The sequence below is a fragment of the Yinghuangia aomiensis genome (genome assembly GCF_039542225.1).
Taxonomy (GTDB): domain Bacteria; phylum Actinomycetota; class Actinomycetes; order Streptomycetales; family Streptomycetaceae; genus Yinghuangia; species Yinghuangia aomiensis.
The window spans coordinates 161861-187941 of the sequence record NZ_BAABHS010000013.1 but is presented as its reverse complement, the minus strand read 5'-3'; the positions used below and the strand labels follow the sequence as shown (position 1 = coordinate 187941).

Below are 26081 nucleotides of genomic sequence, written 5' to 3'. Positions count from 1 at the left end.
ATCGCCGGCCTCGTGGTGACCTGTGCCGGAATTCGATACCTGGAGCGTGACCCGTGCCCGGTAAGAACCTGACGCGTGACGAGGCCCGGGAGCGGGCGCGGCTCCTGGACGTGGAGAGTTACCGGATCGCGCTCGATCTGACCCGCGGGGAGAAGACGTTCCGGTCCGAGACGGTCGTCCGGTTCGCCTGCGCGGAGCCGGGGGCGGCGTCGTTTGCGGATCTGCTGGCACCCGAGGTGCACAGTGTCACGCTCAACGGGCGCGAGCTGGACCCGGCGAGCGTGTTCGACGGCGCCCGGATCGCGCTCGACGGCCTGGCGGCGGAGAACGAGCTGCGGGTCGTCGCCTCGTGCGCGTACAGCCACACCGGGCAGGGGCTGCACCGGTTCGAGGACCCGGCCGACGGCAAGGTCTACACGTACACGCACTTCGAGCCCGCCGACGCCCGGCGGCTCTACGCCAACTTCGAACAGCCGGACTTGAAGGCCTCGTTCGCCTTCGAGGTCGTGGCACCGGAGCACTGGACCGTCGTCTCGAACGCCCCGGAGGCCGGCCGCGAGCCCGCCGGGCCGCAGGCGGGCAAGTGGGTCTTCGAGCCCACTGCCCGGATCTCCACCTACATCACCGCGATCGCCGCCGGCGACTACCACGTCGTGCGCGATGTCTACGAGGGCGACGGACAAACCATCCCGCTCGGGCTGCTCTGCCGCGCCTCGCTGGCCGAACACCTGGACGCCGAAAGGCTGTTCCGGCAGACCAAGAGCGGGTTCGGATTCTTCCACCGCGCCGACCGGTTCGAGATCGACTACCCGTTCGGCAAGTACGACCAGGTCTTCGTCCCCGAATACAACATCGGCGCGATGGAGAACCCGGGCTGTGTCACCTTCCGTGACGAGTACGTGTTCCGGTCCAAGGTCACCGAAGCCGCCTACGAAGGCCGCGCCAACACCGTCCTGCACGAGATGGCGCACATGTGGTTCGGCGACCTCGTCACCATGCGCTGGTGGGACGACCTGTGGCTCAAGGAGTCCTTCGCCGACTACATGGGCACCGCCGCCGTCGCCGAGGCGACCGAATACCCCGACTCGTGGGTGTCGTTCGCGATCCGGCGCAAGGCGTGGGCGTACCGGCAGGACCAGCTGCCGACGACGCACCCGATCGTCGCGGACATCCGCGACCTCGAAGACGCCATGCTCAACTTCGACGGCATCACGTATGCGAAGGGGGCGTCGGTCCTCAAGCAGCTCGTCGCCTACGTCGGCCCGGACGCGTTCTACGCGGGCGCCCGCGCCTACTTCCGGCGGCACGCCTACGGCAACACCAGCCTCGTCGACCTGCTGTCCGTGCTGGAGCAGGAAAGCGGCCGCGACCTGTCCGCCTGGTCGAAGGCCTGGCTGGAGACCACCGGCGTCAACCGACTGGTGCCCGAGATCGAGACCGACGCGTCCGGCACCGTCACCGCGTTCGCGGTCCGCCAGGAAGGCGAGCCGGCCCGCCCGCACCGCATCGTCGTCGGACGGTACGACGACACCGGCGACGGCCGCCTCACCCGCACCGGCCGCACCGAGGTCGACATCACCGGCGACCGCACCGAGGTCCCCGACCTGGTCGGCAGCCCGCGCCCGGCGCTGATCCTGCTCAACGACGAAGACCTCACCTACTGCAAGATCGGCTTCGACGAGGCCTCCCTCGCCACCGTCACGACCCGCCTGTCCGACCTCGACGACCCGCTGGCCCGCGCGCTGTGCTGGTCGGCGATGTGGAACCTCACCCGCGACGCCGACCTGCCCGCCCGCGAGTTCGCCGGCCTGGTGCTGCGCCACGCCGCCGGGGAACAGCGCGTCGCCGTCGTGCAGATGGTCCTCGAACAGGCCGAATCCGCACTCGAGCTGTACGTCGACCCGGACCGCCGCGCCGCCGCCCGCGCCCACCTGGCCGCGGGCGCGCTCCGCGAACTGCGCGCCGCCGCGCCCGGCAGCGACCACCAGCTGGCCTGGGCCCGCTGCTTCGGCCGCACCGCGATCTCCGCGGACGACCTGACGTTCCTCCGCGCCCTCGCGGCCCGCGACGAAACGATCGAGGGCCTCGACGTCGACGACGAGCTGACCTGGCTGTTCACCGAAACCCTCGCCGCCGAGGGCTACGCCGACGCCGCCGACATCGCCGCCGTGCTGCAGCAGGACGCCACCGTCGCCGGCCGCCAGCACGCCGCCGCCTGCCTCGCCGCCCTCGACGACCCCGCGCGCAAGGCCGAAGCGTGGCGCTCCGTCGTGGACAGCGACGAACTGCCCAACGCCATGGTCGACGCCGTCATCCGCGGCTTCACCCACGCGTCCGACCCGGCCCGCCTGTCCGTCTACACCGAGCCCTACTTCGCCGCCCTCACCCGCGTGTGGGCCGAGCGGTCCATCGAGATCGCCCGGCGCATCGTGGTCGGCCTCTACCCGATGGCGGACGTGTCGCCCGAGCTGCTGCGCCGCACCGACGCGTGGCTCGCCGACGACGGCCACGCGCCCGCACTGCGCCGCCTGGTGCTGGAACGCCGCGACGACGCCGCCCGCGCCCTCAAAGCACGTGCGCGCGACGCCGCCGCGGGGGATGCTGCCGACACGGCCGCGGACCCGGCGGCCCGCCCGACCACGGCCTGACCCGCGGCCGACCCCCGCGGCCGAAGCGCATCCGACGCGCACCTGCAGCGCACCCGAACCACCTGACGACCCGAAGGAGACGACCGGCGTGCCCGGTACCAACCTCACCCGTGACGAAGCCCGCGAGCGGGCCCGGATCCTCACCGTCGACGGCTACGACGTCGCGCTCGACCTGACCGGCACCGGCGCGACGTTCACCTCCGAGACGACGGTGCGGTTCGCCTGCGCCGAACCCGGGGCCGAGACGTTCGTCGACCTGATCGCGCCGTCCGTCACCGAAATCGTCCTCAACGGCGTGGCGCTCGACCCCGCGAAGGCGTTCGCGGACAGCCGCATCCGCCTCGACGGCCTCGCCGCGCGGAACGAGCTGCGCGTGGTCGCCGACTGCGCCTACATGAACACCGGCGAGGGCCTGCACCGCTTCGTCGACCCCGTGGACGACAAGACGTACCTCTACACGCAGTTCGAGGTCGCCGACGCGCGCCGTGTCTTCGCCAACTTCGAACAGCCGGACCTGAAGGCCACCTTCGCGTTCACCATCACCGCCCCGGCGGACTGGCAGGTGGTCAGCAACTCGCCGACGCCGACGCCCGCCCCCGCGGCCGGCGCCGACGGCGCGGCGGTGTGGGCGTTCGAGCCGACCCCGCGGATCTCCACGTACATCACCGCGCTGGTCGCCGGGCACTACCACGGGGTGCACGACAGCTACACCGCCGCCGACGGCACGGTGGTGCCGCTCGGGGTGTACTGCCGCGCGTCGCTCGCCGAGTTCCTCGACGCGGACGCGATCTTCGACGTCACGAAGCAGGGCTTCGACTACTTCCTCGAGCAGTTCGACTTCCCGTACCCGTTCGCGAAGTACGACCAGCTGTTCGTGCCCGAGTACAACGCGGGCGCCATGGAGAACGCGGGCTGCGTGACGATCCTGGAGGACTACGTCTTCCGGTCGAAGGTCACCGACGCCTCCTACGAGGTCCGCGCCGAGACGATCCTCCACGAGCTGGCCCACATGTGGTTCGGCGACCTGGTCACCATGCAGTGGTGGGACGACCTGTGGCTGAACGAATCGTTCGCCACCTACGCGTCGATCCTCTGCCAGGCCGAGGTCACCCGCTGGACGCACGCCTGGGCGACGTTCGGCAACCGCATGAAGACGTGGGCGTACCGGCAGGACCAGCTGCCGTCCACGCACCCGATCTTCGCGGACATCCGCGACCTCGAAGACGTCGAGGTCAACTTCGACGGCATCACCTACGCCAAGGGCGCCTCCGTCCTCAAGCAGCTCGTCGCCTACGTCGGCAGCGAGCACTTCATGGCGGGCGTGCGCACCTACTTCAAGCGGCACGCGTGGGGCAACAGCACCCTCGCCGACCTGCTGAAGGCGCTCGAAGAGGAGTCCGGCCGCGACCTCTCCGCATGGTCCGCCGAGTGGCTGCGGACCGCCGGCATCAACACGCTGCGCCCGGAGATCGCCACCGACGACGCCGGGGTCGTCACCTCGTTCGCGGTGCTCCAGGAAGCCCCCGAGGCATGGCCGACGATCCGCACCCACCGCATGGCGATCGGCTTTTACGACCGGACCGATGCGGGGCTGGTGCGGACCCACCGCGTCGAGCTGGACGTGTCGGGCCCGCGCACCGAGGTCGCCGAACTGGTCGGCCGGGCCCGGCCGGACGTCGTGCTGCTCAACGACGACGACCTGACGTACTGCAAGATCCGCCTCGACGAGGCGTCGCTGAAGGTCGTCACCGAGGCCATCGGCGAGTTCACCGAGCCGCTGCCGCGCGCGCTGTGCTGGGCCGCGGCGTGGGACATGACGCGCGACGCGGAGATGGCCGCCCGCGACTACCTGACGCTGGTGCTGTCCGGGATCGGGCAGGAGAAGGACATCAACATCGTCGGGTCGCTGCACCGCCAGCTGACCAGCGCCCTCCAGCTCTTCGCCGACCCGGCGTGGCGCCCCGAGGGCCTCGCCAAGCTGGCCGACGCCGCGGTCGGCTACCTGCGCTCCTCCGCGCCGGGCAGCGACCACCAGCTCGCCTGGGCGCGCTGCCTCGCCACGGTGGCCGTCTCCGACGAGCAGGCCGCCCTCCTCAAGGGCCTCCTGGCGGGCACCGAGAGCATCGGCGGCCTCTCCGTGGACACCGACCTGCGCTGGGCGTTCCTGCAGCGCCTGGTGGCCCTCGGCGCGGCAGGCAAGCCGGAGATCGACGCCGAGCGGGTCCGCGACGACACCGCGGCCGGTGCGCGCAACGCGCAGGCGTGCCTGGCCGCGCGGCCGACGCGCGAGGCCAAGGACGAGGCGTGGGCGTCCGTCGTCGAATCCGACGCGCTGCCGAACGCCACGCAGGCGGCGGTCATCGGCGGTTTCGGGCAGCCCGACCAGCGCGAGCTGCTGGCCGAGTACACCGACCGCTACTTCGCGGCGATCGCCGACGTGTGGGCGTCCCGCACCAACGAGATCGCCCAGCAGATCGTGCTCGGGTTCTACCCGACCGTCCAGGTCTCCCAGGAGACCCTCGACCGCACGGACGCGTGGCTCGACGGCGCGGAGCGGGTCCCGGCACTGCGCCGGCTGATCGTGGAGAGCCGCGACGGCGTGGCCCGTTCGCTGCGCGCGCAGGCACGCGACACCGCGGCGTCCTGACCCGCCGTCACCCCGCGCGCCGGGCGGCTTCCCGCCGCCCGGCCGCGCCGGGGAGGACACGGGTCACCCGTCCGGTGCCCCGGTGCGTTCCGGGCGGGGCGCGACGGGTACCGTAGGGCCGTGGTCAACAGGAATGCACTGCGTGCCGGCACGGTCGCGGCCGGCGTGACGCTCATGCTGCTTATCTCGTCCCCGGCGTTCGCCCTGACGCGGGACGACGGCGACGACCCGGGCTCCGGTCTCAGCATCGGCGAGACGCTCGGCTACTTCGTGGGCCTGCCGATCCTGCTCTTCGCGGTCATCGCGTTCCTGGTGTCCCTCCCGGACATCATGAAAAAGGGCGGCAGCAAGCGCTGAACCCCGCCGTGCCGGGTGCCGTGCGGCTCTCCTCCGCGATCCCGCGGCGCTAGAGCCCGCGCAGCACCCGGGCGAGCGATGCCGCGCGCGGGTCGGCCGCCAGGTCTTCCAGCAGCACGCGGCGGCCCGTCCCGTCGGCGACGGGCAGCACCCAGTTGGGGTATTCGCGGAACGTCCCCGGCAGGTTCTGCGGGCGCCGGTCGCCGACCGCGTCCGGCAGCCACACCCCGAGCATCCGGCACGGCGTCCGCGCCAGCAGCCGGTGCAGCGCCTCGACGCGCTCCCGCTCCCCCGCGCCCGGCCGCAGCAGGCCGCGGTCGCGCAGCAGGTCGAGCCACGCGTCGCGGTCCGCGTCCGCTTCCCGCCGGGCGTCCTCCGGTGACTCCCGCAGCAGGCCCAGGCCGGCCCACAGGTCCACGTGTTCGCCGGACAGCCGGGCCGCCGTCGGCGGCAGGTCGTGGGTGGTGACGGTGGCCAGCGACAGTTCCCGCCAGCGCTCCGGCGCGACCGGCCCGTCCGCGTCCTGTTCGAACCAGAGCACCGACGTGCCGAGGATCCCGCGCTCCGCGAGGTAGTCCCGCACCCACGGCTCGACCGTCCCCAGGTCCTCGCCGACCACCACGGCGCCCGCGCGGTGTGCCTCCAGGGCGAGGATGCCCACCATCGCCTCGTGGTCGTAGCGCACGTACGCACCCCGGTCGGGCCGGTTGCCGCGCGGGATCCACCAGAAGCGGAACAGCCCGAGGATGTGGTCGACGCGCACCGCGCCCGCGTTCCGGAAGACCGCGCGCAGGAGTTCGCGGTACGGCGCATAGCCTGCTTCGGCGAGCCGCACCGGATGCCACGGCGGCTGGCTCCAGTCCTGCCCGAATGCGTTCATCGCGTCCGGCGGCGCCCCGCCCGTCGCGTCCAGCGCGAGGACTTCGCCGCCGCGCGCGGCGCCCAGGACCCACGCGTCCGAACCGTCCGGGTGCACCCCGACGGCGAGGTCGTGCACGATGCCGACCGGCATGCCCGCGTCGCGGGCCGTGCGCTGTGCCCCGGCGAGCTGCTCGTCGGCGACCCACTGGCACCAGCGGTGGAAGTCGACCGCGGACGCCAGCCGGCGGCGGGCCTGCCGGACCGCCGGGGAGTCCGGATCGCGGAGGTCCTCGGGCCAGTCGTGCCAGTTCGGGCCGTGCTCCTCGACGAGCGCGCACCACGTCGCGTGGTCGTCGAGCCAGCGGCCTTCGGCGGCGAGGTAGGCCCGGTAGGCGGCTTCCCGGCCGGGGCTGCGCGGCACCCGGTGCACGAGTGCGAGCGCTTCGCGTTTGGCGGCGCGGACGCGGTCGCGGTCGAGGTGGTCGTCCGGCGCGGCTTCCGGCCTCGGCTTCGGGATGCTCTCCGCGGCCTCGGTCCCCGCTCCCGTCCCAGCCTCCGTTCCAGCCTCCGTTCCAGCCTCCGTTCCGGGCTCGGGTTCCGGCTCCCGTACGGGGCCCGGGTCTCCCGTGCGCAGCCGGAGTTCCTCGGCGACCGCGTATTCGACCGGGCTCAGGTACGCGTACTCCGGCACGGCCTCGACCCGGATGTACATCGGGTCGGTGAAGCGACGGCTGACCGGCAGGTATGGCGACGGCTCGACGGGCTGCACCGGCGACGCCGCGTGCAGCGGGTTGACCAGCACGAACCCGGCGCCGTGCCGGCGCGCCGACCAGCCCGCCAGGTCGGCGAGGTCGGCCAGGTCGCCCAGGCCCCACGAGCGGCGGGACAGCAGCGAATACAGCTGCACCATGAAGCCCCAGGTGCGGCCGGGCGGCGGCGCGAGCCGGGCCGGGGTCACCGCGAGCGGGATGCTCGCGTGCCGGGCCTCGGCGCGGACGCCCGGTTCGCCGCCGGAGCCGCGCGGCACTTCCTCGGTCGGCAATACCCGCGCGTGCAGCGTGTGCCAGCCGAGCGGCAGGTCGACGGGCAGCACGCAGGTGCGCTCCTGCACGACCACGCCGTCGACGGCGGGCGGCAGGTGCCGGTCGCCTTCCCGGATGTCGCGGCGGACGCCGCCGTCTTCGAGTTCGATCCACAGCTCGACGTGCGCGCCGGGTTCGGTGTGCACGGAGAACGCTTCGCCGCGGCCGGCGCGGGTGACGATGACCGGCGGCAGCAGCCTGCGGCGGCGCGCGGTTTCGTGGACGGCGAGCGCGTCCCGGACGGCATCGGGCCCGGACGTGTCCACGCCGAGCGCGCCGAGGACCCCGCGCACGGTCTCCTCATCCGCGTGCACCGCGTCGCCGCGCCATCCGTGGTGCTCGGTGGCGACCCCGTAGGCCGCGGCGAGCCGGGCCAGGTCGCCGGACACCGCCGGCGCCTTCTCCTCCGTACGCTCCATATCCGCGAGCATCGCACTCACCCGCCCCGTTTTGGGGTTGTTCGAGCAAGGGTTCGCCCGAAGGGGCGCCCGAACGGCAGCCCGCGGGCCGGGAGCGGCTGCTCCCGGCCCGCGGACCCGGTCGTCCGGTGGGCGGAGACGACAACGGCGGCGAACCTGCTGCCTCGTCCGGCAGGTCCGCCGCCGTTATGCGCTTGCGGCTTGGTCGTACGGGTCGTACTCGAAGGACGGATGGATCACGTCGCCCGAACCGACCCGTCCCGGATGCGCGGGATGGTCGGTCCGATGCTGATGCTGGTGCTGCACTTGGTGGTCGGTGCGGCCGTAGCCGTACTCCTCGGCGCCGTAGGGCGCGAGGTAGGGGTCCCAACGCGGGTCGCGGAACCCGGTGCCGATGATGCGCCAGGCCAGGCCGCTCGGCTGGGACGGTTTGCGGTGCATCCGCCAGCCCAGTTCCGCGATGTAGCGGTCGCTCTTGACGTGGTTGCAGCGGCGGCACGCCGACACCACGTTCTCCCAGGTGTGCTGTCCGCCCCGGCTGCGCGGGATGACGTGGTCGACGCTGGTCGCGGCGCCCCCGCAGTACACGCAGCGCCCGCCGTCCCGCGCGAACAGCGCCCGGCGGGTGAGCGGAACCTGCCCCCGAAAGGGGATGCGGACGAATCGGGTGAGGCGGACGACGCTCGGTACGGGGATTTCGGTGGTCGCGCTGTGCAGAATGCTGCCGGATTCCTCCAGGCAGGTGGCTTTGTTGTTGAGCACGAGAATGAGCGCTCGCCGTACCGAGACCACGCACAGCGGCTCGTACGACGCGTTGAGGACCAGTGAATGCGGCACGTAATGCCTCCTTTTACGCCTGCGGCACGTGGCTCGTGCCGGGACGATCGGCTCCCAGTGTCGCTGCCTGCCTACCCTGCGCGCCACAAGGAATCTCCATGGTCACATGCGGTTCACCTGCCGGGGAGGCCGGGAATGCGGGACTAGGATCACGCCATGACGCGCCCGGAGTACCCCGTCGCCCCTCGTTCGGACACCGTCGACGTGCTCGCCGGAAGGCCGGTTCGCGACCCTTTCCGTCCCCTCGAGGACGCGGATTCCGCGGCCACCCGGGAATGGTCGGCGGCCCAGGACGCGCTGTTCCGGGCGGCCGCCGCGGACCTTCCGGACCGGGACCGGCTGCGCGGCCGCATCGCCGGCCTGCTCGCCACCGGCGGTATCGGGACACCGATGTGGCGCGGCGGGCGCTGCTTCTTCCGGCGCCGGCTGCCCGATCAGGAGCACGCCGTGCTGTTGGTCACAGAGCCGGACGGTGCCGAACGGGTGCTGGTCGACCCCGTCGCGCTGGCCGAGGACGGGACGGCGACGCTCGACGGGTGGAATCCCTCGTTGGAAGGCGACCGGTTGGCCTACCTGGTGTCGCGGGGCGGCACCGAGGAGCCCGAGCTGTTCGTACTGGACGTGGCGACCGGCGAGCGGATCGACGGCCCGGTGAGCCGGACCAAGGAATCGTCGATGACGTGGCTGCCCGGCGGCGAGGCGCTGTACATCATGCGCAACGTGGCGCCCGAGCTGCTGCCCGCGGACGAGGTCCAGTACCACCGGCGGGTGTACCTGCACCGGCTCGGCACCGACCCGGACACCGACGACGTCGAGGTGTTCGGCGCGGACCGCGACAAGACGTCGTTCTTCCGGGTCGGTCTGTCGCTCGACGGCCGCTACCTGACGGTCAGCGCGTCGCAGGGCACCGAGCCCCGCAACGACCTGTGGATCGCCGATCTGACCGCGTCCGGTCCGGAAGCGCCGGAGCTGCGGCCGCTGCAGGTCGGCGTGGACGCGCGGACGTGGCCGTACTTCGGCCCCGACGGACGCCTCTACCTGGCCACCGACCTGGACGCGCCGCGCGGCCGCCTGTGCCTCGCCGACCCGGACGCCGCCGACCCCGGCCCGGACACCTGGACGACGCTCGTCGGCGAGGACCCGGAAGCCGTGCTGGAGGACTTCGCGGTCCTCGTCGGCCCGGAACTCGACGCGCCGCAGCTGGTCGTGGCGTGGACCCGGCACATGCGCGGCGAACTCACCCGGCACACCTGGGAGACCGGCGCCCGCGAAGCGGTCATCCCGCTCGGCACCGATGCCGCCGAAGGCGGCGGCGGGGGCGGCGACGCGATCGGGTCGATCGGCGTCCTCCTCGACCGCCTCGAAGGCGGCTGCGAGGTCTGGTTCGGCTGGTCCGACTACCGGACGCCGTCGTCCGTGCGCCGCTACGACGCCCGCACCGGTGCGGTGTCGGTCTGGGCGACCGCGCCCGCGTCCGTCGAGGTGCCGCGCGTCCACGTGCGGCAGGAGGAGTACACCTCCAAGGACGGCACGACCGTCCGCCTGTTCGTCATCGCTCCCACCGCGGAGCCGGACCGGCCGCGCCCGACCGTGCTGTACGGCTACGGCGGTTTCGCCATCCCCATGTCGCCCGGCTATTCGGCGAGCGTCCTCGCCTGGGTCGAAGCGGGCGGCGTGTACGCCATCGCGGGCCTGCGCGGCGGCAGCGAGGAAGGCGAGGACTGGCACCGCGCGGGCATGCGCGAGAACAAGCAGCGCGTCTTCGACGACTTCCACGCCGCGGCCGAACACCTCCTCGCCCGCGGCTGGGCGGCGGCCGGCGGGCTCGGCATCTCCGGCGGGTCGAACGGCGGCCTGCTGGTCGGCGCCGCGCTGACCCAGCGCCCGGACCTGTACGCCGCGGTCGTGTGCTCGGCGCCGCTGCTCGACATGGTGCGGTACGAGCAGTTCGGCCTCGGCAAGCTGTGGAGCGACGAGTACGGCACCGCCGCGATCCCGGAGGAACTCGACTGGCTGCTCGGCTACTCGCCGTACCACCGCGTCATGGACGGAGTGGAGTACCCGGCCGTGCTGTTCACCACGTTCGACGGCGACAGCCGCGTCGATCCGCTGCACGCGCGCAAGATGTGCGCGGCGCTCCAGGCGGCGACGGCGGGCGCGCGGCCGGTGCTGCTGCGCACCGAGGCGAACGTCGGGCATGCCGACCGGTCGGTGAGCCGTTCGGTCGAACTGTCCGCGGACACCCTGGCGTTCCTGGCCCGCTGGACGGGTTTGGCGGGCGTGCCGGAATAGCCCGAAGCGGGACGGACCCGGCGTCCGGTTACGGTGGTGGGGTCGGTTCACCCGCGCAGAGAGGTTCGTACGTGTTCGCACCGGGATTCGTACCGGGACTGTCGGAAGTGGTGCTCGCCGCCGACGACCAGCAGAACGGCAAAGTTTCGAGCTGGTTCGACAAACACGGCGAAACCCTCGTGGTGACCCCCATCCGGATCCTCGTCATCGTGCTGGTGGCGCTGATCCTGCGGGCCATCACCCGCAAGGCGATCACCCAGTTGATCTCCCGGATGGCGAACGACGGTGCGAACGGCAGCGGGCGGCCGGTCACCGGCTTCCTGCTCAACGCGGAACGGCGGCGGCAGCGCGCGGAGACCGTCGGATCGGTCATGCGCAGCATGGCGTCGTTCGTGATCCTCGGCATCGCGACGCTGCTGGTGCTGAGCGAACTCAACGTCAACCTGGCACCGCTGCTCGCGAGCGCCGGTATCGCCGGTGTGGCGATCGGTTTCGGTGCGCGCAACCTGGTGACGGACTTCCTGTCCGGCATGTTCATGATCCTGGAGGACCAGTACGGCGTCGGCGACCTCGTCGACGCGGGGCCGGCGTCCGGCACGGTCATCGAAGTCGGCCTGCGGATCACCAAGCTGCGGGACACGGACGGCACCGTCTGGTACATCCGCAACGGCGAGATCAAACGCATCGGCAACCACAGCCAGGGCTGGGGCACCGCGAAGATCGACGTGCAGGTCGGCTACCGCGAGGACGTCGACAAGGTACGCGAGCTGATCGTGGACACCACCGAGGCGCTGGCCGACGCCGACCGGTGGAGCGAGGCGGTGTGGGGGCCGGGCGAGGTCATCGGCATGGAGTCGGTGACGCCCGAGGCGGTCGTGCTCCGTGTGCAGGTGAAGACGATGCCGGGGCAGGAGAACGCGGTGGGGCGGGAGCTGCGCGCGCGGCTGAAGCACGCGTTCGACGACGCGGGCGTGCGGCTGACCGAGCCGGTGGTGGTGCCGGCCTCGGCCGGTTCCGACACGTCGCCCGCGGCCCCGGCACCCGAGCCGACGCCGCCGGTGCCCCCGGCCGGGCCGGCCGGACCGGCCGCGCCCTGACCGGCCCTGACCCGAGCTGACCCGCGCTGACCCGCTCTGGGGACGGCCCGTCGGCCTGCGGACGAGTTGTCCCCAGGCTTTCCGCGGGCCCTCCGCGGTCCTGCGGCCATCTGCGAGGATGGTTCGGTGAGCGACTCGACGACGGACCAGTTCCCCTCCTTCTTCGACGCGGTGGGCGGCGAGGAGACCTTCGCCAAACTGGTGCACCGGTTCTACGAGGGCGTCCGGGCCGATCCGCTGCTGCGTCCGATGTACCCCGAGGAGGACCTCGGTCCGGCGGAGGAGCGGCTGCGGCTGTTCCTCATGCAGTACTGGGGCGGGCCGCGGACGTACAGCGACGAGCGGGGCCATCCCCGGCTGCGCATGCGGCACGCGCCGTTCGCGGTGACGCCCGAGGCACGGGACGCGTGGCTGCGGCACATGCGGGACGCCGTGGACGAGCTGGCGCTGCCCGAGCCGTACCACACGCAGCTGTGGAGCTATCTGGTGTACGCGGCCGAGTCGATGGTCAACCGGGCCGAGTGACGGGGGCAGGGGCGGCAGGGTGACCTGACGGGTGACCTGACCTCGCGTTCGGGAGTCTGCGGAAGTGGGTGACCGTACGTGGATGTGGCCGGCAGGCGGGAGCGGGCGGGCGGCGCGGGGCGTCCGTGGTGGCGCGACGCGGTGTTCTACCAGGTGTATCCGCGGAGCTTCGCGGACGCCGACGGCGACGGGGTCGGCGATCTCCCGGGGATCACGGCCCGGCTGCCGCACGTGCGCGATCTCGGCGCGGACGCGGTGTGGCTGAGCCCGTTCTATCCGTCGCCGATGGCGGACGCCGGCTACGACGTGGCCGATCCGCGGGGCGTCGATCCGGTGTTCGGGACGCTCGACGACTTCGACCGGCTGGTGGCGCGGGCGCACGAGCTGGGTCTGCGGATCGTGATCGACATCGTGCCGAACCACACCTCGCACGAGCACGCGTGGTTCCGGGCGGCGCTCGCCGCCGGGCCGGGTTCGTGCGAGCGGTCCCGCTACATGTTCCGCGAGGGCCGCGGGCCGGACGGGGACGAGCCGCCGAACGACTGGATGTCGCAGTTCGGCGGCCCGGCGTGGACGCGCGTCCCGGACGCGGACGGCCGCCCCGGCCAGTGGTACCTGCATCTGTACGCGCCCGAGCAGCCGGACCTGAACTGGCGCAACCTCGAAGTGCGTTCCGAGTACCTGTCGATCCTGCGGCACTGGCTCGACCGCGGCGTGGACGGCTTCCGGGTGGATGTCGCGCACGGCCTGGTGAAGGCGCTCGGGCTGCCGGACGCGGGTGCCGTGCCGCAGGGGCTGGAGGGTCGGCTGCGGCACCGGCTGCCGTACTGGGACCAGCCGGAGGTGCACGACGTGTACCGGGGCTGGCGGCGGGTGCTGGACTCGTACGGCGACGGCGCGGGCGGCGACCGGATCGCGGTGGCGGAGGCGTGGCTGCCGGATCCGGGGCGGCTGGTGCCGTACACCCGGCCGGACGAGCTGCATCAGGCCTTCAACTTCCCGTACTTGCTGGCCGGTTGGGATGCGGACCGGATCCGCGGCGTGGTCGACGCGTCGCTGGCCGCGGCCGCCGCGTCGGGGGCGCACACGGCGCCGGGCGGAGGGCATGTGGTGCCGCCGCATACGACAGCCTGGTGGAGCGTGGGGGGCTGAGCGCCGAGCCGCGCACGGAACCGCAACTGCGGCGTGGCCGCCTGGGCACATGCGAAGGGCGGCCTCCTGGGGGTGAGACCGCCCTTGCCGGGTCCGCGTGCCGTCCCCCCCTTGGGTCGGCACGCGGGTTTCCCGAGTCCGCCGACCGTTCACGGGGCCGGACCGGTGGACTGGGAACAGACTGTCGGCGCCGCGACGCCGCCGCCATGGGTGCGGGCGGCCGGTTACGTGTCCAGGACACAGCGGTAGCGCGCCGCGCATTTTCGTGCGGATCCGGTGACAGACCGGGCCGCGGGGACGGTGCGGACCGGGCGTTCCGGGGATCGGGAGTGTATGTCACGCGAAGGGGCGCGCGGTAGACCAAGATTCGCATCTCGGACTACCGCGCGCCCCGGTGCGCACGGTTGCTGACGATGGGTCAGCGGGGTGTGGCTAGCCCACCAGTGCGCGGTCCCGATCGCGGTCGTCGTCGTCCGCGTCGCCGCCGGACGGCTCGGGCCGCTTGGCGAGCGGGCTCGGCCACCAGATCTTCGGGCCGATGTCGTGGGTCAGCGCGGTGACCAGGACGGAGCGGACGATGAAGGTGTCCAGGAGGACGCCCAGCGCGACCGCGAAGCCCATTTCCACGAAGTTGACCATCGGCATGGTGACGAACACCGCGAAGGTCGCGGCGAGCACGAGGCCCGCCGAGGTGATGACCCCGCCGGTGGCCGCGAGGCCGACGATCGCGCCCTGCCGGGTGCCGCGGTGGCCGGCTTCCTCGCGGACCCGGTGCATCAGGAAGATGTTGTAGTCGATGCCCAGGGCGACGAGGAACACGAAGATGAACAGCGGCATGCCCGTGTCCATGCCCGCGAACCCGAACACGTGGTTGAACAGCAGGCTGCTGACGCCCAGCGCCGCCGCGAACGACAGCACCACGGTGAGCACCAGGATCACCGGCGCCACGATCGCGCGGAGCAGGAGGCACAGCACGATCAGCACGGCCAGCAGGATGAGCGGGATGATCACCTTGTCGTCGTGCTCCGACGCGGCCTGCATGTCGAGCGTCATCGCCGGCCCGCCGCCGACCTTGGCGTCGGCGTCCGGGATCGGGTGGACGGCGTCGCGCAGACGCTCCACGGTGTCCCGGGCGGCGGCGGTGTCCGGGCCGTCGGAGAGGGTGACGGACAGTTCGACCAGGCCGTGGCCCTTGAGGTCCTTGCCGTCCACGACAACGCCGTTGGGCGAGACGCCTTGGACCTTCTGCACGGTGTCTTGGACCGTGCCGGCGGCAGCCTCCTTGGTGATGATGTAGATCGGGTCGCCGGCACCGCGCGGGAACGACTTGTTGGCGATCTCCATGCCCTTGATGGAGTCGGGCTTCTTGGTGAAGCCGTCCGCCTGCTCCAGGCCGTCCGCCTTGAGCCCGGTCAGGCCGAGCGCGAACACGCCGAGGACGACCGCGGTGAGCACCCACACGGTGCGGGCGCGCTTCTCGATGACGCCGCCGACCCGGGTCCAGATGCCGTTCGCGTGCGCCTGCTCGGAGCCCACGTGCGGGATCTTCGGCCAGAACGCCCAGCGGCCGAAGATGACCAGCAGGGCGGGCAGCAGGGTGATCATGACGAGCAGGCCGACGCCGATGCCGATGGCGCACACCGGGCCGAGGCCCTGCGTGGAGTTCATCTCGGCGGCGAGCAGCACCAGCATCGACAGGGCCACCGTGGCGGCACTGGCGATGATGGCCGGGCCGGCGCGGTGCAGCGCGTGCGCCATGGCCTCGTGCCGGTCCTCGTAGTTGCGCAGTTCCTCTCGGTAGCGCGCGATCAGCAGCAGGGCGTAGTCGGTGCCCGCGCCGAAGATCATGATGTTGAGGACCGCGTAACTCTGCCCGTTGACCGTGACACCGGCCTTGGTGGCCAGGTAGACGACCGCCCACGCGGCGACCATCGCGAAGATCGCGGACAGCAGCGGCACGAACCACAGCGTCGGCGACCGGTAGGTCAGCAGCAGGATCACGATGACGATGAGGACGGTGATCCCCAGCAGCGCGCCGTCGATGCCGGAGAACGCCTCGGCCTGGTCGGCGGCGATACCGGCCGGACCGGCCGTGTAGACCTGCACCCCGCTCGGCAGCTTGTCGTCGGCGACTTTGCGGATCTCCTTGACGGCCTTGCTGAGGTCTTCCCAACCGCCGTCCTTCACCGCGATCGGGATGGCGATCTGCGCGGTGTTCTTGGCGTCGTTGTACTGCGGTTCACCGACGTTGCCGCTGACGCCCTTGACGTTCTTGAACGCCAGGAAGTCGTCGGTGATGGCCTGCTGGGCCGCGAGGTCCAGACCGGCCGGGTTGTAGTACACCTCGTTGGCGTACGCGATGGTGTCGTCGCGGAAGTCCTTCTGGATCTCGACGACCTTGGTCGACTCCGCGCTGCCCGGCAGCCAGGACGACATCTCGTTGCTCTGCGCACCGCTCAGCTTCCCGGCGAGCGGGAACATGGCAGCGATGACGACGACCCAGAAGCCGAGTACGACCCACTTACTTCGTCGTCCGCATGGCAGTGCGGACAACCTTTTCCAGCTCTTCATGTTTTGTAGCCCCCACAAACGCGATATGTCGCGAGCCTTCACGGACACGATGTATCGCGTCTGCGCAAGGTGTCAAGGAAACAATCAGGCGGTTGGACAGTGTGCCGGATTGGTTCAGACCATGGTCATGGAAACACGCCGAAGACGCATCGGCGACAGGTCGTCGATGCGCTGATTCCGGCGGTGGTCCGACGGACAATCCAACAGGTGGGCGACACCGCCGCGCCATCCTTTTTACGCGACCCCACCGACAACGGGGCCGCACCGCACTACGGTGCGCCCCGCCCGTAGTGCAGCGGCGACCACCCGGCCAGCCAGACGAAGCCGACCGCGAAAGCGACCAGCACAGCCGCCAACACCCTTCCGCGCAACCGGACTCCGGCCGCGATGAGGAGCGGGAAGGCAGTCCACACGAACCGCGGCTTGCTGCCCTGCGCGGATGCCGTGAACGACAGCAGCAGCACACCGAGTGTGAACACCGTGACGGCGGGCGGGAACTTCTCCTGCAGGAGCCAGACGACACCGACCACGGCCAGGACGAAGAAGATCGTGTGCACGGCGTTCTGCGCGGGCTCGGCACGGACGTCGGGGTCGAGCCACAGGACGCGCTTGACGGTGTCGACGCCCCAGTCGGTGTGCTGGTCCCAGCCCTGGTCCTGGGTCTTGAACCAGAACCGCGCGTCGTCGTATCTGACGGTCCCCCAGACCAGGTACGCGGCACCGCCGATCGGCGACAGCAGCGGCGCCCACAGCGACCGCCAGTCGCGTTCCCGGTGGATCGCGACGGCGGCGGCGACCGCGCATGCGGCGCACAGGGCGACCATGTTGGGGCGTACCGCCGTACCGGCACCGGCCAGGACTCCGGCGAGCAGCCATTGCCGTTTGACGAGCGCGAGCAGGCAGAACGCGGCGAGCAGCGCGGCCAGCGGCTCCGAATAGAGGTAGCCGAACACGAACGCGCCGGGGAACAGGCAGTACAGCAGCACCGCCCGGTCGGCGACCCGGCGCCCGCGCAGGTGGTCGGCGAGCTTCCACACCGCGAACGCACTGGCCGCGCCCAGCACGACGGACACGATCAGCGCGGCGAGCACGTACCGTCCGCCGAGCGGCACGGCGACCGCTTTGACCAGCATGGGGAGGAGCGGGAAGAAGGCCGTGTTGTTGGCCTTGACCGAGCCGTCGGCGGCCAGCGGCAGGTGGTCCGGGTAGCCGAACCGGGCGACGTCGAGGTAGTTCGACGCGTCCTTGAACACGAAGTGCAGCTGCCAGCCGTGGTACTTGCGCCGCTCGACGGACGGCACTTGCGCGACGTTGCGGTCGCCCAGCCAGGCCCAGACGCCGAGGGTGAGGATCCACGTCGACGCGTAGGCGAGGAGGGGGAAGGCCCAGGGGCGCGGGAGGCGGGAACTCAACGGGGGGCGGCTGTCGCGCTCGTCGCCTGTGCGCGGGTGCGGGTCGGCGGTGGCCGTGGTGGGGGCGTTCATCGTCGGGGCTCTCCGCGGTGAGCTGGTGACCGATATCGAGGACGATAGGGGCTTCGGCCGAAAATGGGGGGATGTCGGGTGCCGGCCGCGGAGCGCGGCAACCACCCGGCGTCAGCGCCGGGGTATGAAAAGGCTTGAGCCGCCCGCGCGGCGGACGAAGACCGAGCCGAAGGGGCCGTCGAGGCGGAGCCAGCCGCCGACGGCGTGCACGGAGGCGTCGGTGCCGGCGTCGACCGAGCCGAGGAAGCCGAGCGAGGCGGCGGCGTGGGCGGCGCGGAGGGGGAGGCCGGTGCCGGGGGCGCCGGGGAGGGTCTTGCTCCAGACGTCCTCGGCGATGCGGTCGAGGGCGGCGCGGGTGCGGTCCGGGGCGGGGAGGGCCTCGGTGCGGGCGCGGAAACGGCCGACGGCTTCGGCGACTTCGTGGACCAGCGCGGGGATCGGGAGGGAGGCCTCGCGGGACCAGCCGGCGCGGGGTGGGAGGAGGCCGGTCCACGGGGGGCCGGTGATCGCCTCGGGGAGGGCGATTTCGACGTCGCCGACAGGCGGGGTCTCCGCCCGCCGTGCCGTCGCCGCGTCGTCCGCCTTCGCGAGCGCGTCGAGCAGTTGTCCCGCCGACACCGTCGCGTCGACCTGCGCGGGTGCCGCGAGTGCGCTGGTGCGCAGTGCCAGGACGCCGGCTGTGCCGGTGCCGAACGGGACGCGGCCGAACGTGGCGAGCACGTCGCCCGCGGCGCGCAGGTGGACGGCTGCCGCGCGGTCGTAGCGCAGCAGGCGGACGAGGTATCCGGCCAGGTCGGCGATTCCGGATCCGTCGGCGAGGCGGAGTACGGGCGGCACGGTCATGCTGCGGTCAGGACTCCAGGAAGCGTTCGAGGTACGCGCGTTCCTCGGCGTTGAGCCGTCGCGGCCGCGTCTCCGTGAGGTCGTAGGGGACGAGGACCGACGTCGCGCGGGCGTACACCCCGTCGTCGTCGAGGACTTCGTAGCCCAGCTGGAACCGGGCCGCTTTTATCTCGGTCACCCACGTTTCGACGCGGACCGGTTCGGGGCGCCAGACCAGCGGGCGCCGGTAGTCGATCTCGTGCCGGGCGATCACGACGCCTTCGGCGAGCGTCTTGGCGCCCTCGCGCTGGCCCAGGGTGAACATCATGTCCACGCGGGCTTCTTCGAGGTAGCGCAGGTACTGCACGTTGTTGACGTGCCGGTAGGCGTCCATATCGGACCACCGCAGGGTGGCTTGGTACACGTGCCTGGCCACGTTCGGCCCTTTCTGTGGTGGCTCGGGTGGAGCCGGCCCGCGGGCCCCCGGCCGCGATCGGCCGGGGGAACCGCAGGGACTGCTGCCGGGTCAGCCGCGCGTCAGCTTCTTGTACGTCGCGCGGTGCGGGCGGGCGGCTTCGGCGCCGAGCCGCTCGACCTTGTTCTTCTCGTACGACTCGAAGTTGCCTTCGAACCAGAACCACTTCGACTCGCCTTCGTAGGCGAGGATGTGCGTCGCCACCCGGTCGAGGAACCACCGGTCGTGGGAGACGACCACGGCGCAGCCCGGGAACTCCAGGAGCGCGTTCTCCAGCGACGACAGCGTTTCGACGTCGAGGTCGTTGGTCGGTTCGTCGAGGAGCAGCAGGTTGCCGCCGATCTTGAGGGTGAGCGCGAGGTTGAGCCGGTTGCGCTCGCCGCCGGACAGGACACCGGCCGGCTTCTGCTGGTCGGGGCCCTTGAAGCCGAACGCGGACACGTAGGCGCGCGACGGCATTTCGACCTGGCCGACGTTGATGTAGTCGTGGCCGTCGGACACGACCTCCCACAGCGTCTTCTTCGGGTCGATGTTGGCGCGGCCCTGGTCGACGTAGGAGACCTTGACGGTGTCGCCGACCTTGACGTCGCCGGAGTCCGGCTGCTCCTGGCCGATGAGCATCTTGAAGAGGGTGGTCTTGCCGGCGCCGTTCGGGCCGATGACGCCGACGATGCCGTTGCGCGGCAGCGTGAACGACAGGTCGTCGACGAGGACCTTCTCGCCGAAGGCCTTGTTGAGGTTGTCGACCTCGATGACCACGTTGCCCAGGCGCGGGCCCGGCGGGATCTGGATCTCCTCGAAGTCCAGCTTCCGCATCTTCTCGGCTTCGGCCGCCATCTCCTCGTAGCGGGCGAGGCGCGCCTTGCTCTTGGCCTGGCGGCCCTTCGCGTTGGAGCGGACCCACTCGAGTTCTTCCTTGAGCCGCTTGGCGCGCTTGGCGTCCTTCTGGCCCTCGACCTTGAGGCGGGACTGCTTGGTCTCGAGGTAGGTCGAGTAGTTGCCTTCGTACGGGAAGGCGCGGCCGCGGTCCAGCTCGAGGATCCACTGGGCGACGTTGTCGAGGAAGTACCGGTCGTGGGTGACCGCCACGACGGTGCCGGCGTACTTCTCCAGGTGCTGCTCCAGCCACTGCACCGATTCGGCGTCGAGGTGGTTGGTGGGCTCGTCGAGGAGCAGCAGGTCGGGCGCTTCGAGGAGCAGCTTGCACAGCGCCACACGGCGCCGCTCGCCGCCGGAGAGGTTGGTCACCGCCCAGTCGCCCGGGGGGCAGCCGAGCGCGTCCATGGCCTGTTCGAGCTGGGCGTCGATGTCCCACGCGTTGGCGTGGTCCAGCTCCTCCTGGAGCTTGCCCATTTCGTCCATGAGCGCGTCGGAGTAGTCCGTCGCCATCAGCTCGGCGATCTCGTTGAACCGCCGGAGCTTGCCGAGGGTGGCCTCGGCGCCTTCCTGGACGTTCTCCAGGACGGTCTTCTCCTCGTTCAGCGGAGGCTCCTGAAGGAGCATGCCGACCGTGTATCCGGGCGACAGGAACGCGTCGCCGTTCGAGGGCTGCTCCAGACCCGCCATGATCTTGAGCACGGTCGACTTGCCCGCGCCGTTCGGGCCGACGACGCCGATCTTCGCGCCGGGCAGGAACGACAGGGTCACGTCGTCAAGAATCACCTTGTCGCCGTGAGCCTTGCGCGTCTTGCGCATCGTGTAAATGTACTCCGCCATGCTCCCGATCCTAGGGTCTGTGGTTGTCCGCTCCGGAACGAGTGTCCTACGCCGCGGGGCCGGACGACGATTCCGGTCGCGGGTCGGACGGCGGCACGACCGGCCACCGGACGGGACGGCGGGGACGGGCGGCTTCCCCCGACGTTCGGTAGTGGATGCCGAACGCGGAGTACGCGGACGGCTGTGGGCTGGGGCTATGCCTGCTGCGGGGTCTTGCGGGCACGTATGAAGGCGTCGATTTCGGCGAGCTGGGCCGGCGAGTAAGCGCTCTCGGGGACGGCGGCGATGCCGCCGCCGGGCATGCGGAACATGACGAAGCCGCAGGCGCGGAAGACGCTCTTCATGGTGGCCCAGGTGACGGTGCCGGTCATCTTGCCGGCCTGTTCGCAGGTGTAGCCGGTGTCGTCCATGACCACGTGCAGCTCACCGGATCTCACCATCGTGCGGGCGAGGAAGACCACGGCGAAGACCAACGTAAGGCAGATACCGACGAAGGTCGTGAGGGACATGCCCCAGTCGGTGAAGAACCTGGCCACGGCGCACAGGACGACGCCGGCCGGCAGGGCTGCCATGGGCGTGGCGACGAAGGCCAGCCCTGCCGCCCCCAGAGCCGTTCTCCACGTGTGTGTGTAGCGCGCAGTGATCATCATGCGCGGATCCTAGGTCTCGGGCCGAACCTCCCGGCGGGCTAGGCGGCTTGGGCTGATGCCTCGGCGGGTTCCGTGGGGTCGGCGAGGCGGATGGCGGTGGCTTCCGACGGGTTCTCCAGGTCGGGGTCGGGGCGGCGGGTGCGGGTGAAGACGGAGGTGCCGCGGGTGAGGTCGTGGCCGAGGGCGGTGGCTTCGACTTCGACGCTGGTATGGCGGCGGTCGTCGCGTTGCCAGGCGCGGGCGCGGAGTTTGCCGGTGACGACGACGGGGTCGCCCTTGTCGATGGAGCAGAGGGTGTGTTCGGCGAGGCGTCGCCAGGCGGCCACGGTGTAGAAGGTGGATTCGCCTTGGGTCCATTGGTTGGTGTCGCGGTCGTAGCGGCGCGGGGCGACGGCCATGCGGAAGGTGGCCAGCGGGATTCCGCTGAGGGTGGTGGCGGAGCGGACGTCGCTGACGACGTTGCCGACGAGGGTGACCTGGGTGTCGGACACGGCGGGCCTCCGGGAAAGGGGAAGAGGGTGTGGCGGGCGCGATGCGCTCACCATCCCGGAAGCGGCCGGAGCCCGGGGCCGGCTGCGCTCAGGCTGTGGACAACCCCGGCCTGTGGACAACGGAATCACCGGATCGAGGGATTGCGGGGCTCACACCGGGCGGCTTACGGAAGGCGGGCAGGGGCCCCCGCCGCGGTGCTCAGCGCACACACAGCGCCTCCCGGCCGAACCTCAGTGCACGTGCAACGCCTCCCGTGCCGCCACGAAGAACGCGTGCGCCTCGCGGTACCGTTCCAGCTCGACCGTCGCCGGGTCGACGAGGTACTCGTCCGCGACCCCGGCCACCCGGGCCCGCAGTTCGCGTTCCGCGGCGACCCGCCGGTCCCGGTCGGCTTCCGACCGCCACGCCTCCCCCGCGTACAGCGCGCCGAGGGCGAGCAGCACCCCGGCCGCGAGCGGGGCGAGCGCGGCGTACCAGCCGTCCACGCGCCCGATCGGTTCGATGTCGGCGAGGGCCAGCGCGATCCCCACAACGCCCAGCACGGTCAGTGCCACGCCGACCCACAGCGCCACGGCCGCCGCCTGCACCCGTGCCGGTACCGCGGCCGCGGGCCCGGCCGGGGTCGCGAGTTCCGCGCGGAGTGCTTCGGGCACCCGGCGTGCCCCGTGCGCGAGGGCTTCCCGTACGCCGGACGCCCACGGGCGCGGCAGGTCGCGGACGAGGCCGAAGGCGGCGTGCCGCACGGCCAGGTCGACTTCGTGGACGTGGATCGGATACACCGCGCCCCGCTCTCCGCCGCCCCCGCCGATCCCCGCCGCGCCCGCGATCCCGTCCACGAGGCGGTCCCGCACCGGCGGGTCGAAGGTCTCCGCCCCCGGGACCACGCCGGTGAAGACCCGGTCGAAGGACGCGGTGAGGTGGTCGAGGTCGGCGGACAGCCGCAGCAGCGCGGTGCGCCGCGACGCGGCGACGCCGGCGACCGCGTCCCGCAGCTCCCGCACGCCGTCGCCGGTGGCGGCCGAGGTGGCGATGAGCCGTACGTCGGCCAGCCCGTCGTCCGCGAGGATCCGCCGCAGGTCGGTGGTGACCTGCGCGACCGCGTCCGGGCCGGGCAGCCGGTCGGTCTGGTTGAGCACGACGGTCAGCACGTCGGCGTGTTGGGCGAGGGGCCGCAGGTAGGCGTGGTGCACGAGTGCGTCGGCGTACTTCTGCGGGTCGAGTACCCAGATGAGGTGGTCGGCCGCGGCGACGTAGCGGTCGACTTCCTCGCGGTGGCCGGTCTCGACCGAGTCGTGGTCGGGCAGGTCGATGAGGACGAGCCGGGACAGCACCGGGTCGCGGAGCGGTCCGGCGTCGTCGAGGACGCCGTGCCGCGGGATCCGCCGTCCGCGCGGGAATCCGAGCAGGTCGAGGAGCGGCCCGGCGCCGTCCGGGTCCCACGCGCACGAGACCGCGCCGGTGGTGGTGGGCCGCCGGACGCCTACCGGCGACAGGTCGAGTCCGACGAGGGCGTTGAACAGCGACGACTTGCCCGAACCGGTGGCTCCGGCGATGACGACGGCGCTGTGCCGCGGCGCGGTCCGCAGCCGGGCATCCGCGCGGTCCAGCAACGCCCTGACGGGGAGCAGGCGTTCGTCCGGCAATCGGCCCGCGGCGGCTTCCGTCATCCGGTCGAGCGCCGACAACCGGGCGAGCAGCCGGGTGGGTTCCTCCTCGGTGCCGTACGCGTGTCCGGGGTACGCGCCGACGAACCGGTCGTGCACCGTGTTCATCCGCTCCGCCCCAGTTCCTCGACGGCCTGGTCGAGCGCCTGCCCGGGATCGGTGCGCAGCGCGGCGACGGCCGCCGTGTGCCGTTCGCGTTCGGTATTCACGACGGTTTCCGCGCGGGCGCGCAGGTCCTCGGACGCGGGCGCGACCAGGCCCGCAAGGTCCGTCGCGCGCCCCGGCGCCCGTCCGCGGCTGCCGCGCGCCGCGGGCACGCCCGGGCCCAGCGCGGCCCGCGCGGCGTCGTCGGCGGGGCGGTCTTCGGGGGTCACCGCGGCGACGAGCAGCAGGGCGAGGGCGCGTCCGGTGTCGCCGGTGCCCTCGGGAAGCCCGTCGAGGACGGCGGTCCGCCAGGCTTCGGCCGCCGCGGCGGCGAGGGCGGCGGGACCAGGGCCCGCGGCGGCGAAGCCCGCGAGCGCCGGGCCGGAGGCTGGCACCCCGTCCGATGCCCGGCCCCCGGGGCGCAGCGCCTCACCCCCGGGCCGTCCCGCCCAGCAATCCGTCGTGTGCTCCGCGGCCCCTTCCACGACGTCCTGCACCAGCCGCCCCACCGACGTCACGACCGCGTCCTCGATCCGCCGCGCCCCGTCGGTAGGCAGCCCGGCGGCGGCCCAGCGTGCCCACGCGGCGGCCAGTTCGCCGCCGAAGACCGCGCCGCCGGCGAGTTCCGCGGCGACCTGCCGGACCGCGGCCGAGTACGTGCGGGTCACGCACGTCGCCAGCGCCCCCGCCGCGTCGTGCTGCCGCAGCGCGGCGCGTCCGACGACCCGGGCGCGCCGGGGCACGCTCCCGAGCGCGCCGCCGAGCGTGCGCCGGGCGACGGCGCCGCGCATTGTCGGATCGGTGGCCCGGTCGAACAGCCAGGCGCGCAGCGGCGCGATGACGTCGCGGGCGAGCAGTCCGTGCGCGAGGTCGGTCTCGGGCACCGGGAAGACGGGCGCGGCGCCGAGCCCGGCACCGCCCAGCAGGGCCGCGAAGTAGCTCTGCACTTCGGGGAGATCGCCGGCGGGCACGCGGTTGAGGACGACGGCGAGTTCGACGTCGCGCTCGCGCGCCACCCGCAGCAGGTGCCACGGGACGGCGTCGGCGTAGCGTTCCGCGGTGGTGGTGAACACCCAGATGTCGGCCGCGGCGATGTGCCGCACGGCCAGGTCGTCGCCGACGGCGGCCACCGACGCCGGATCCGGGACGTCGAGGAGCGCCATTCCGGCGGGCACCCGTTCGTCGATCTGCAGGACGAGCGCGGGTTCCGCGGCCTCCCCGCGCGGGCCCGGGGCGATCCGCCGCAGCCCGGGCAGCATGCGGGCGCCCGCGAACCAGTGCCGGTCGGCGGCCCGGCACACCAGGACGGGGACGTGGGTGGTCGGGCGGAGGACGCCGTGCGGGCTGACGACGCGGCGGGTCAGCGCGTTGACGAGGGTGGAGCGCCCGGTGCCGGTGGAGCCGACGAACGCGGCGACGAGCGGCGCATCCGGGTGCCGCAGGCGAGGGAGCACGTAGTCGTCGAGCTGGGCGACGAGTTCCCGCCGGGTACGCCGCGCTTCGTCGGCCCCCGGCAGGTCGAGCGGGAGCCGTACGCCGGCGGCCGCGTCCCGCACCCACGCCGCCGCACCCGGCAGTCCGCCGCTTCCCGGGATCACCGCGCCATCACCACGAAGGGAACAATCCCCCGATCCACGGGAAAATCACCCATCCGTTCCGGTGACGATCGCGCGAACAAAAGGGGTCGACGGGGTCGTGCGGGCGAGACGGCGGCGCCGGAGCCCGGGGCGACCGGACGGCGCGGGGCGCCGCCGGACGGTTCGGCCGCTTGGCGGGGCGATGGGCCGACAGGGCAGCGGACGGCGGGTGCATCGGCGGAGCGGCGGGTCGCGGGGCTGTGGATCGTGGGGCGCGGAGCGGTGGGGTGACGGGTTGGTCGGGCGATGGGGTGGTGGTGGGGCGGCGGGCCGGGTCGGCCAACGGAGCCTCGGCGCTCCCACGCCGGACGCCCCCCGAAGCCCGCACAAGCGAGCGCCACCAACCCTGCCTCCGAGCACCCCGAGCCCGAAGCGCCGTGAGCCCGGCGCACCGCAGACCCGGAGCGGCTTGGGCCCGAAGCCCTCGGGCCGCGGAGGCCTGAAGTACCCCGGGCCCGGCCCGAAGCGCCGTGGGCCCGAAGGCACCGCAGACCCGGATCGGCCCCGCG

16 protein-coding genes and 2 pseudogenes are annotated in these 26081 nt (G+C 72.3%); 7 read left to right on the top strand and 11 right to left on the bottom strand.

Going from position 1 to position 26081, the window contains the following annotated elements; all coding sequences use genetic code 11:
- Positions 1–53: 53 nt before the first annotated feature.
- The 3 genes from pepN (ABEA93_RS19680) to ABEA93_RS19670 all read left to right on the top strand — a co-directional run bounded on the left by pepN (ABEA93_RS19680) (position 54) and on the right by ABEA93_RS19670 (position 5652).
- A complete protein-coding gene (gene pepN / locus ABEA93_RS19680; protein ID WP_345676929.1) occupies positions 54–2648 on the top strand; it encodes an aminopeptidase N in 2595 nt (864 codons plus the stop codon).
- A gap of 88 nt (positions 2649–2736) precedes the next feature.
- Positions 2737–5295: an aminopeptidase N gene (gene pepN / locus ABEA93_RS19675; RefSeq protein WP_345676928.1), complete on the top strand. Its 2559-nt coding sequence runs from the start codon at positions 2737–2739 to the stop codon at positions 5293–5295.
- Positions 5296–5469: 174 nt separating this feature from the next.
- Entirely contained in the window at positions 5470–5652 is a 183-nt protein-coding gene (locus tag ABEA93_RS19670) for a hypothetical protein (protein ID WP_425585012.1), read from the top strand.
- A 49-nt stretch (positions 5653–5701) separates the two neighbouring features.
- Here ABEA93_RS19670 and malQ read toward each other — a convergent pair whose 3' ends face one another.
- Both malQ and ABEA93_RS19660 read right to left on the bottom strand, forming a co-directional pair.
- Positions 5702–8014, bottom strand: a complete 2313-nt coding sequence (malQ, locus tag ABEA93_RS19665; protein ID WP_345676926.1) for a 4-alpha-glucanotransferase — start codon at positions 8012–8014, stop codon at positions 5702–5704.
- Positions 8015–8347: 333 nt separating this feature from the next.
- Positions 8348–8851, bottom strand: a pseudogene (locus tag ABEA93_RS19660) (HNH endonuclease); the annotation flags it as partial.
- A 156-nt stretch (positions 8852–9007) separates the two neighbouring features.
- On the opposite strand from ABEA93_RS19660, the gene ABEA93_RS19655 reads away from it, so the two are divergent.
- The 4 genes and pseudogenes from ABEA93_RS19655 to ABEA93_RS19640 all read left to right on the top strand — a co-directional run.
- The gene (locus ABEA93_RS19655) at positions 9008–11143 is read left to right on the top strand and encodes a prolyl oligopeptidase family serine peptidase (protein WP_345676925.1); all 2136 of its coding nucleotides are present in this window, start codon (positions 9008–9010) and stop codon (positions 11141–11143) included.
- Between the two features lie 71 nt (positions 11144–11214).
- Positions 11215–12240, top strand: a complete 1026-nt coding sequence (locus tag ABEA93_RS19650; RefSeq protein WP_425585005.1) for a mechanosensitive ion channel family protein — start codon at positions 11215–11217, stop codon at positions 12238–12240.
- Positions 12241–12366: 126 nt separating this feature from the next.
- Positions 12367–12765: a globin gene (locus ABEA93_RS19645; protein ID WP_345676924.1), complete on the top strand. Its 399-nt coding sequence runs from the start codon at positions 12367–12369 to the stop codon at positions 12763–12765.
- Between the two features lie 78 nt (positions 12766–12843).
- Positions 12844–13914: pseudogene (locus ABEA93_RS19640) on the top strand (alpha-amylase family glycosyl hydrolase); the annotation flags it as partial.
- Positions 13915–14349: 435 nt separating this feature from the next.
- On the opposite strand, the gene ABEA93_RS19635 reads toward ABEA93_RS19640, so the two are convergent.
- The 9 genes from ABEA93_RS19635 to ABEA93_RS19595 form a co-directional block, all read right to left on the bottom strand.
- On the bottom strand, positions 14350–16470 hold the full coding sequence (locus tag ABEA93_RS19635; protein ID WP_345676923.1) for an MMPL family transporter: 2121 nt from the start codon (positions 16468–16470) through the stop codon (positions 14350–14352).
- 287 nt (positions 16471–16757) lie between these two features.
- Positions 16758–17972, bottom strand: a complete 1215-nt coding sequence (locus tag ABEA93_RS19630) for a glycosyltransferase family 39 protein (RefSeq protein WP_345676922.1) — start codon at positions 17970–17972, stop codon at positions 16758–16760.
- A 111-nt stretch (positions 17973–18083) separates the two neighbouring features.
- On the bottom strand, positions 18084–18815 hold the full coding sequence (locus ABEA93_RS19625; RefSeq protein ID WP_345676920.1) for a DUF8185 domain-containing protein: 732 nt from the start codon (positions 18813–18815) through the stop codon (positions 18084–18086).
- Positions 18816–18822: 7 nt separating this feature from the next.
- Complete coding sequence (locus tag ABEA93_RS19620; RefSeq protein WP_345676919.1) at positions 18823–19230, bottom strand: acyl-CoA thioesterase; 408 nt, start codon at positions 19228–19230, stop codon at positions 18823–18825.
- 90 nt (positions 19231–19320) lie between these two features.
- Entirely contained in the window at positions 19321–20985 is a 1665-nt protein-coding gene (gene ettA / locus ABEA93_RS19615; protein WP_345676918.1) for an energy-dependent translational throttle protein EttA, read from the bottom strand.
- Positions 20986–21179: 194 nt separating this feature from the next.
- On the bottom strand, positions 21180–21635 hold the full coding sequence (locus tag ABEA93_RS19610) for a hypothetical protein (protein ID WP_345676917.1): 456 nt from the start codon (positions 21633–21635) through the stop codon (positions 21180–21182).
- Between the two features lie 38 nt (positions 21636–21673).
- Positions 21674–22126: a single-stranded DNA-binding protein gene (ssb, locus tag ABEA93_RS19605; protein ID WP_345676916.1), complete on the bottom strand. Its 453-nt coding sequence runs from the start codon at positions 22124–22126 to the stop codon at positions 21674–21676.
- Between the two features lie 231 nt (positions 22127–22357).
- Positions 22358–23899, bottom strand: coding sequence for a GTPase (locus ABEA93_RS19600; RefSeq protein WP_345676915.1), 1542 nt, complete (start codon positions 23897–23899; stop codon positions 22358–22360).
- On the bottom strand, positions 23896–25533 hold the full coding sequence (locus ABEA93_RS19595; protein WP_345676914.1) for a GTPase domain-containing protein: 1638 nt from the start codon (positions 25531–25533) through the stop codon (positions 23896–23898). Before ABEA93_RS19595 ends, ABEA93_RS19600 begins: the two co-directional genes overlap by 4 nt.
- Positions 25534–26081 lie beyond the last annotated feature (548 nt).

What these genes read in the sequence shown, in the direction of transcription:
- ABEA93_RS19670 (WP_425585012.1), top strand. Translation starts at nt 5,470, where the DNA reads ATGCTGCTTATCTCGTCCCCGGCGTTCGCCCTGACGCGGGACGACGGC.
- malQ (WP_345676926.1), bottom strand. Translation starts at nt 8,014, where the DNA reads ATGGAGCGTACGGAGGAGAAGGCGCCGGCGGTGTCCGGCGACCTGGCC.
- ABEA93_RS19655 (WP_345676925.1), top strand. Translation starts at nt 9,008, where the DNA reads ATGACGCGCCCGGAGTACCCCGTCGCCCCTCGTTCGGACACCGTCGAC.
- ABEA93_RS19630 (WP_345676922.1), bottom strand. Translation starts at nt 17,972, where the DNA reads ATGAACGCCCCCACCACGGCCACCGCCGACCCGCACCCGCGCACAGGC.
- ABEA93_RS19625 (WP_345676920.1), bottom strand. Translation starts at nt 18,815, where the DNA reads ATGACCGTGCCGCCCGTACTCCGCCTCGCCGACGGATCCGGAATCGCC.
- ettA (WP_345676918.1), bottom strand. Translation starts at nt 20,985, where the DNA reads ATGGCGGAGTACATTTACACGATGCGCAAGACGCGCAAGGCTCACGGC.
- ABEA93_RS19610 (WP_345676917.1), bottom strand. Translation starts at nt 21,635, where the DNA reads ATGATGATCACTGCGCGCTACACACACACGTGGAGAACGGCTCTGGGG.
- ABEA93_RS19600 (WP_345676915.1), bottom strand. Translation starts at nt 23,899, where the DNA reads ATGAACACGGTGCACGACCGGTTCGTCGGCGCGTACCCCGGACACGCG.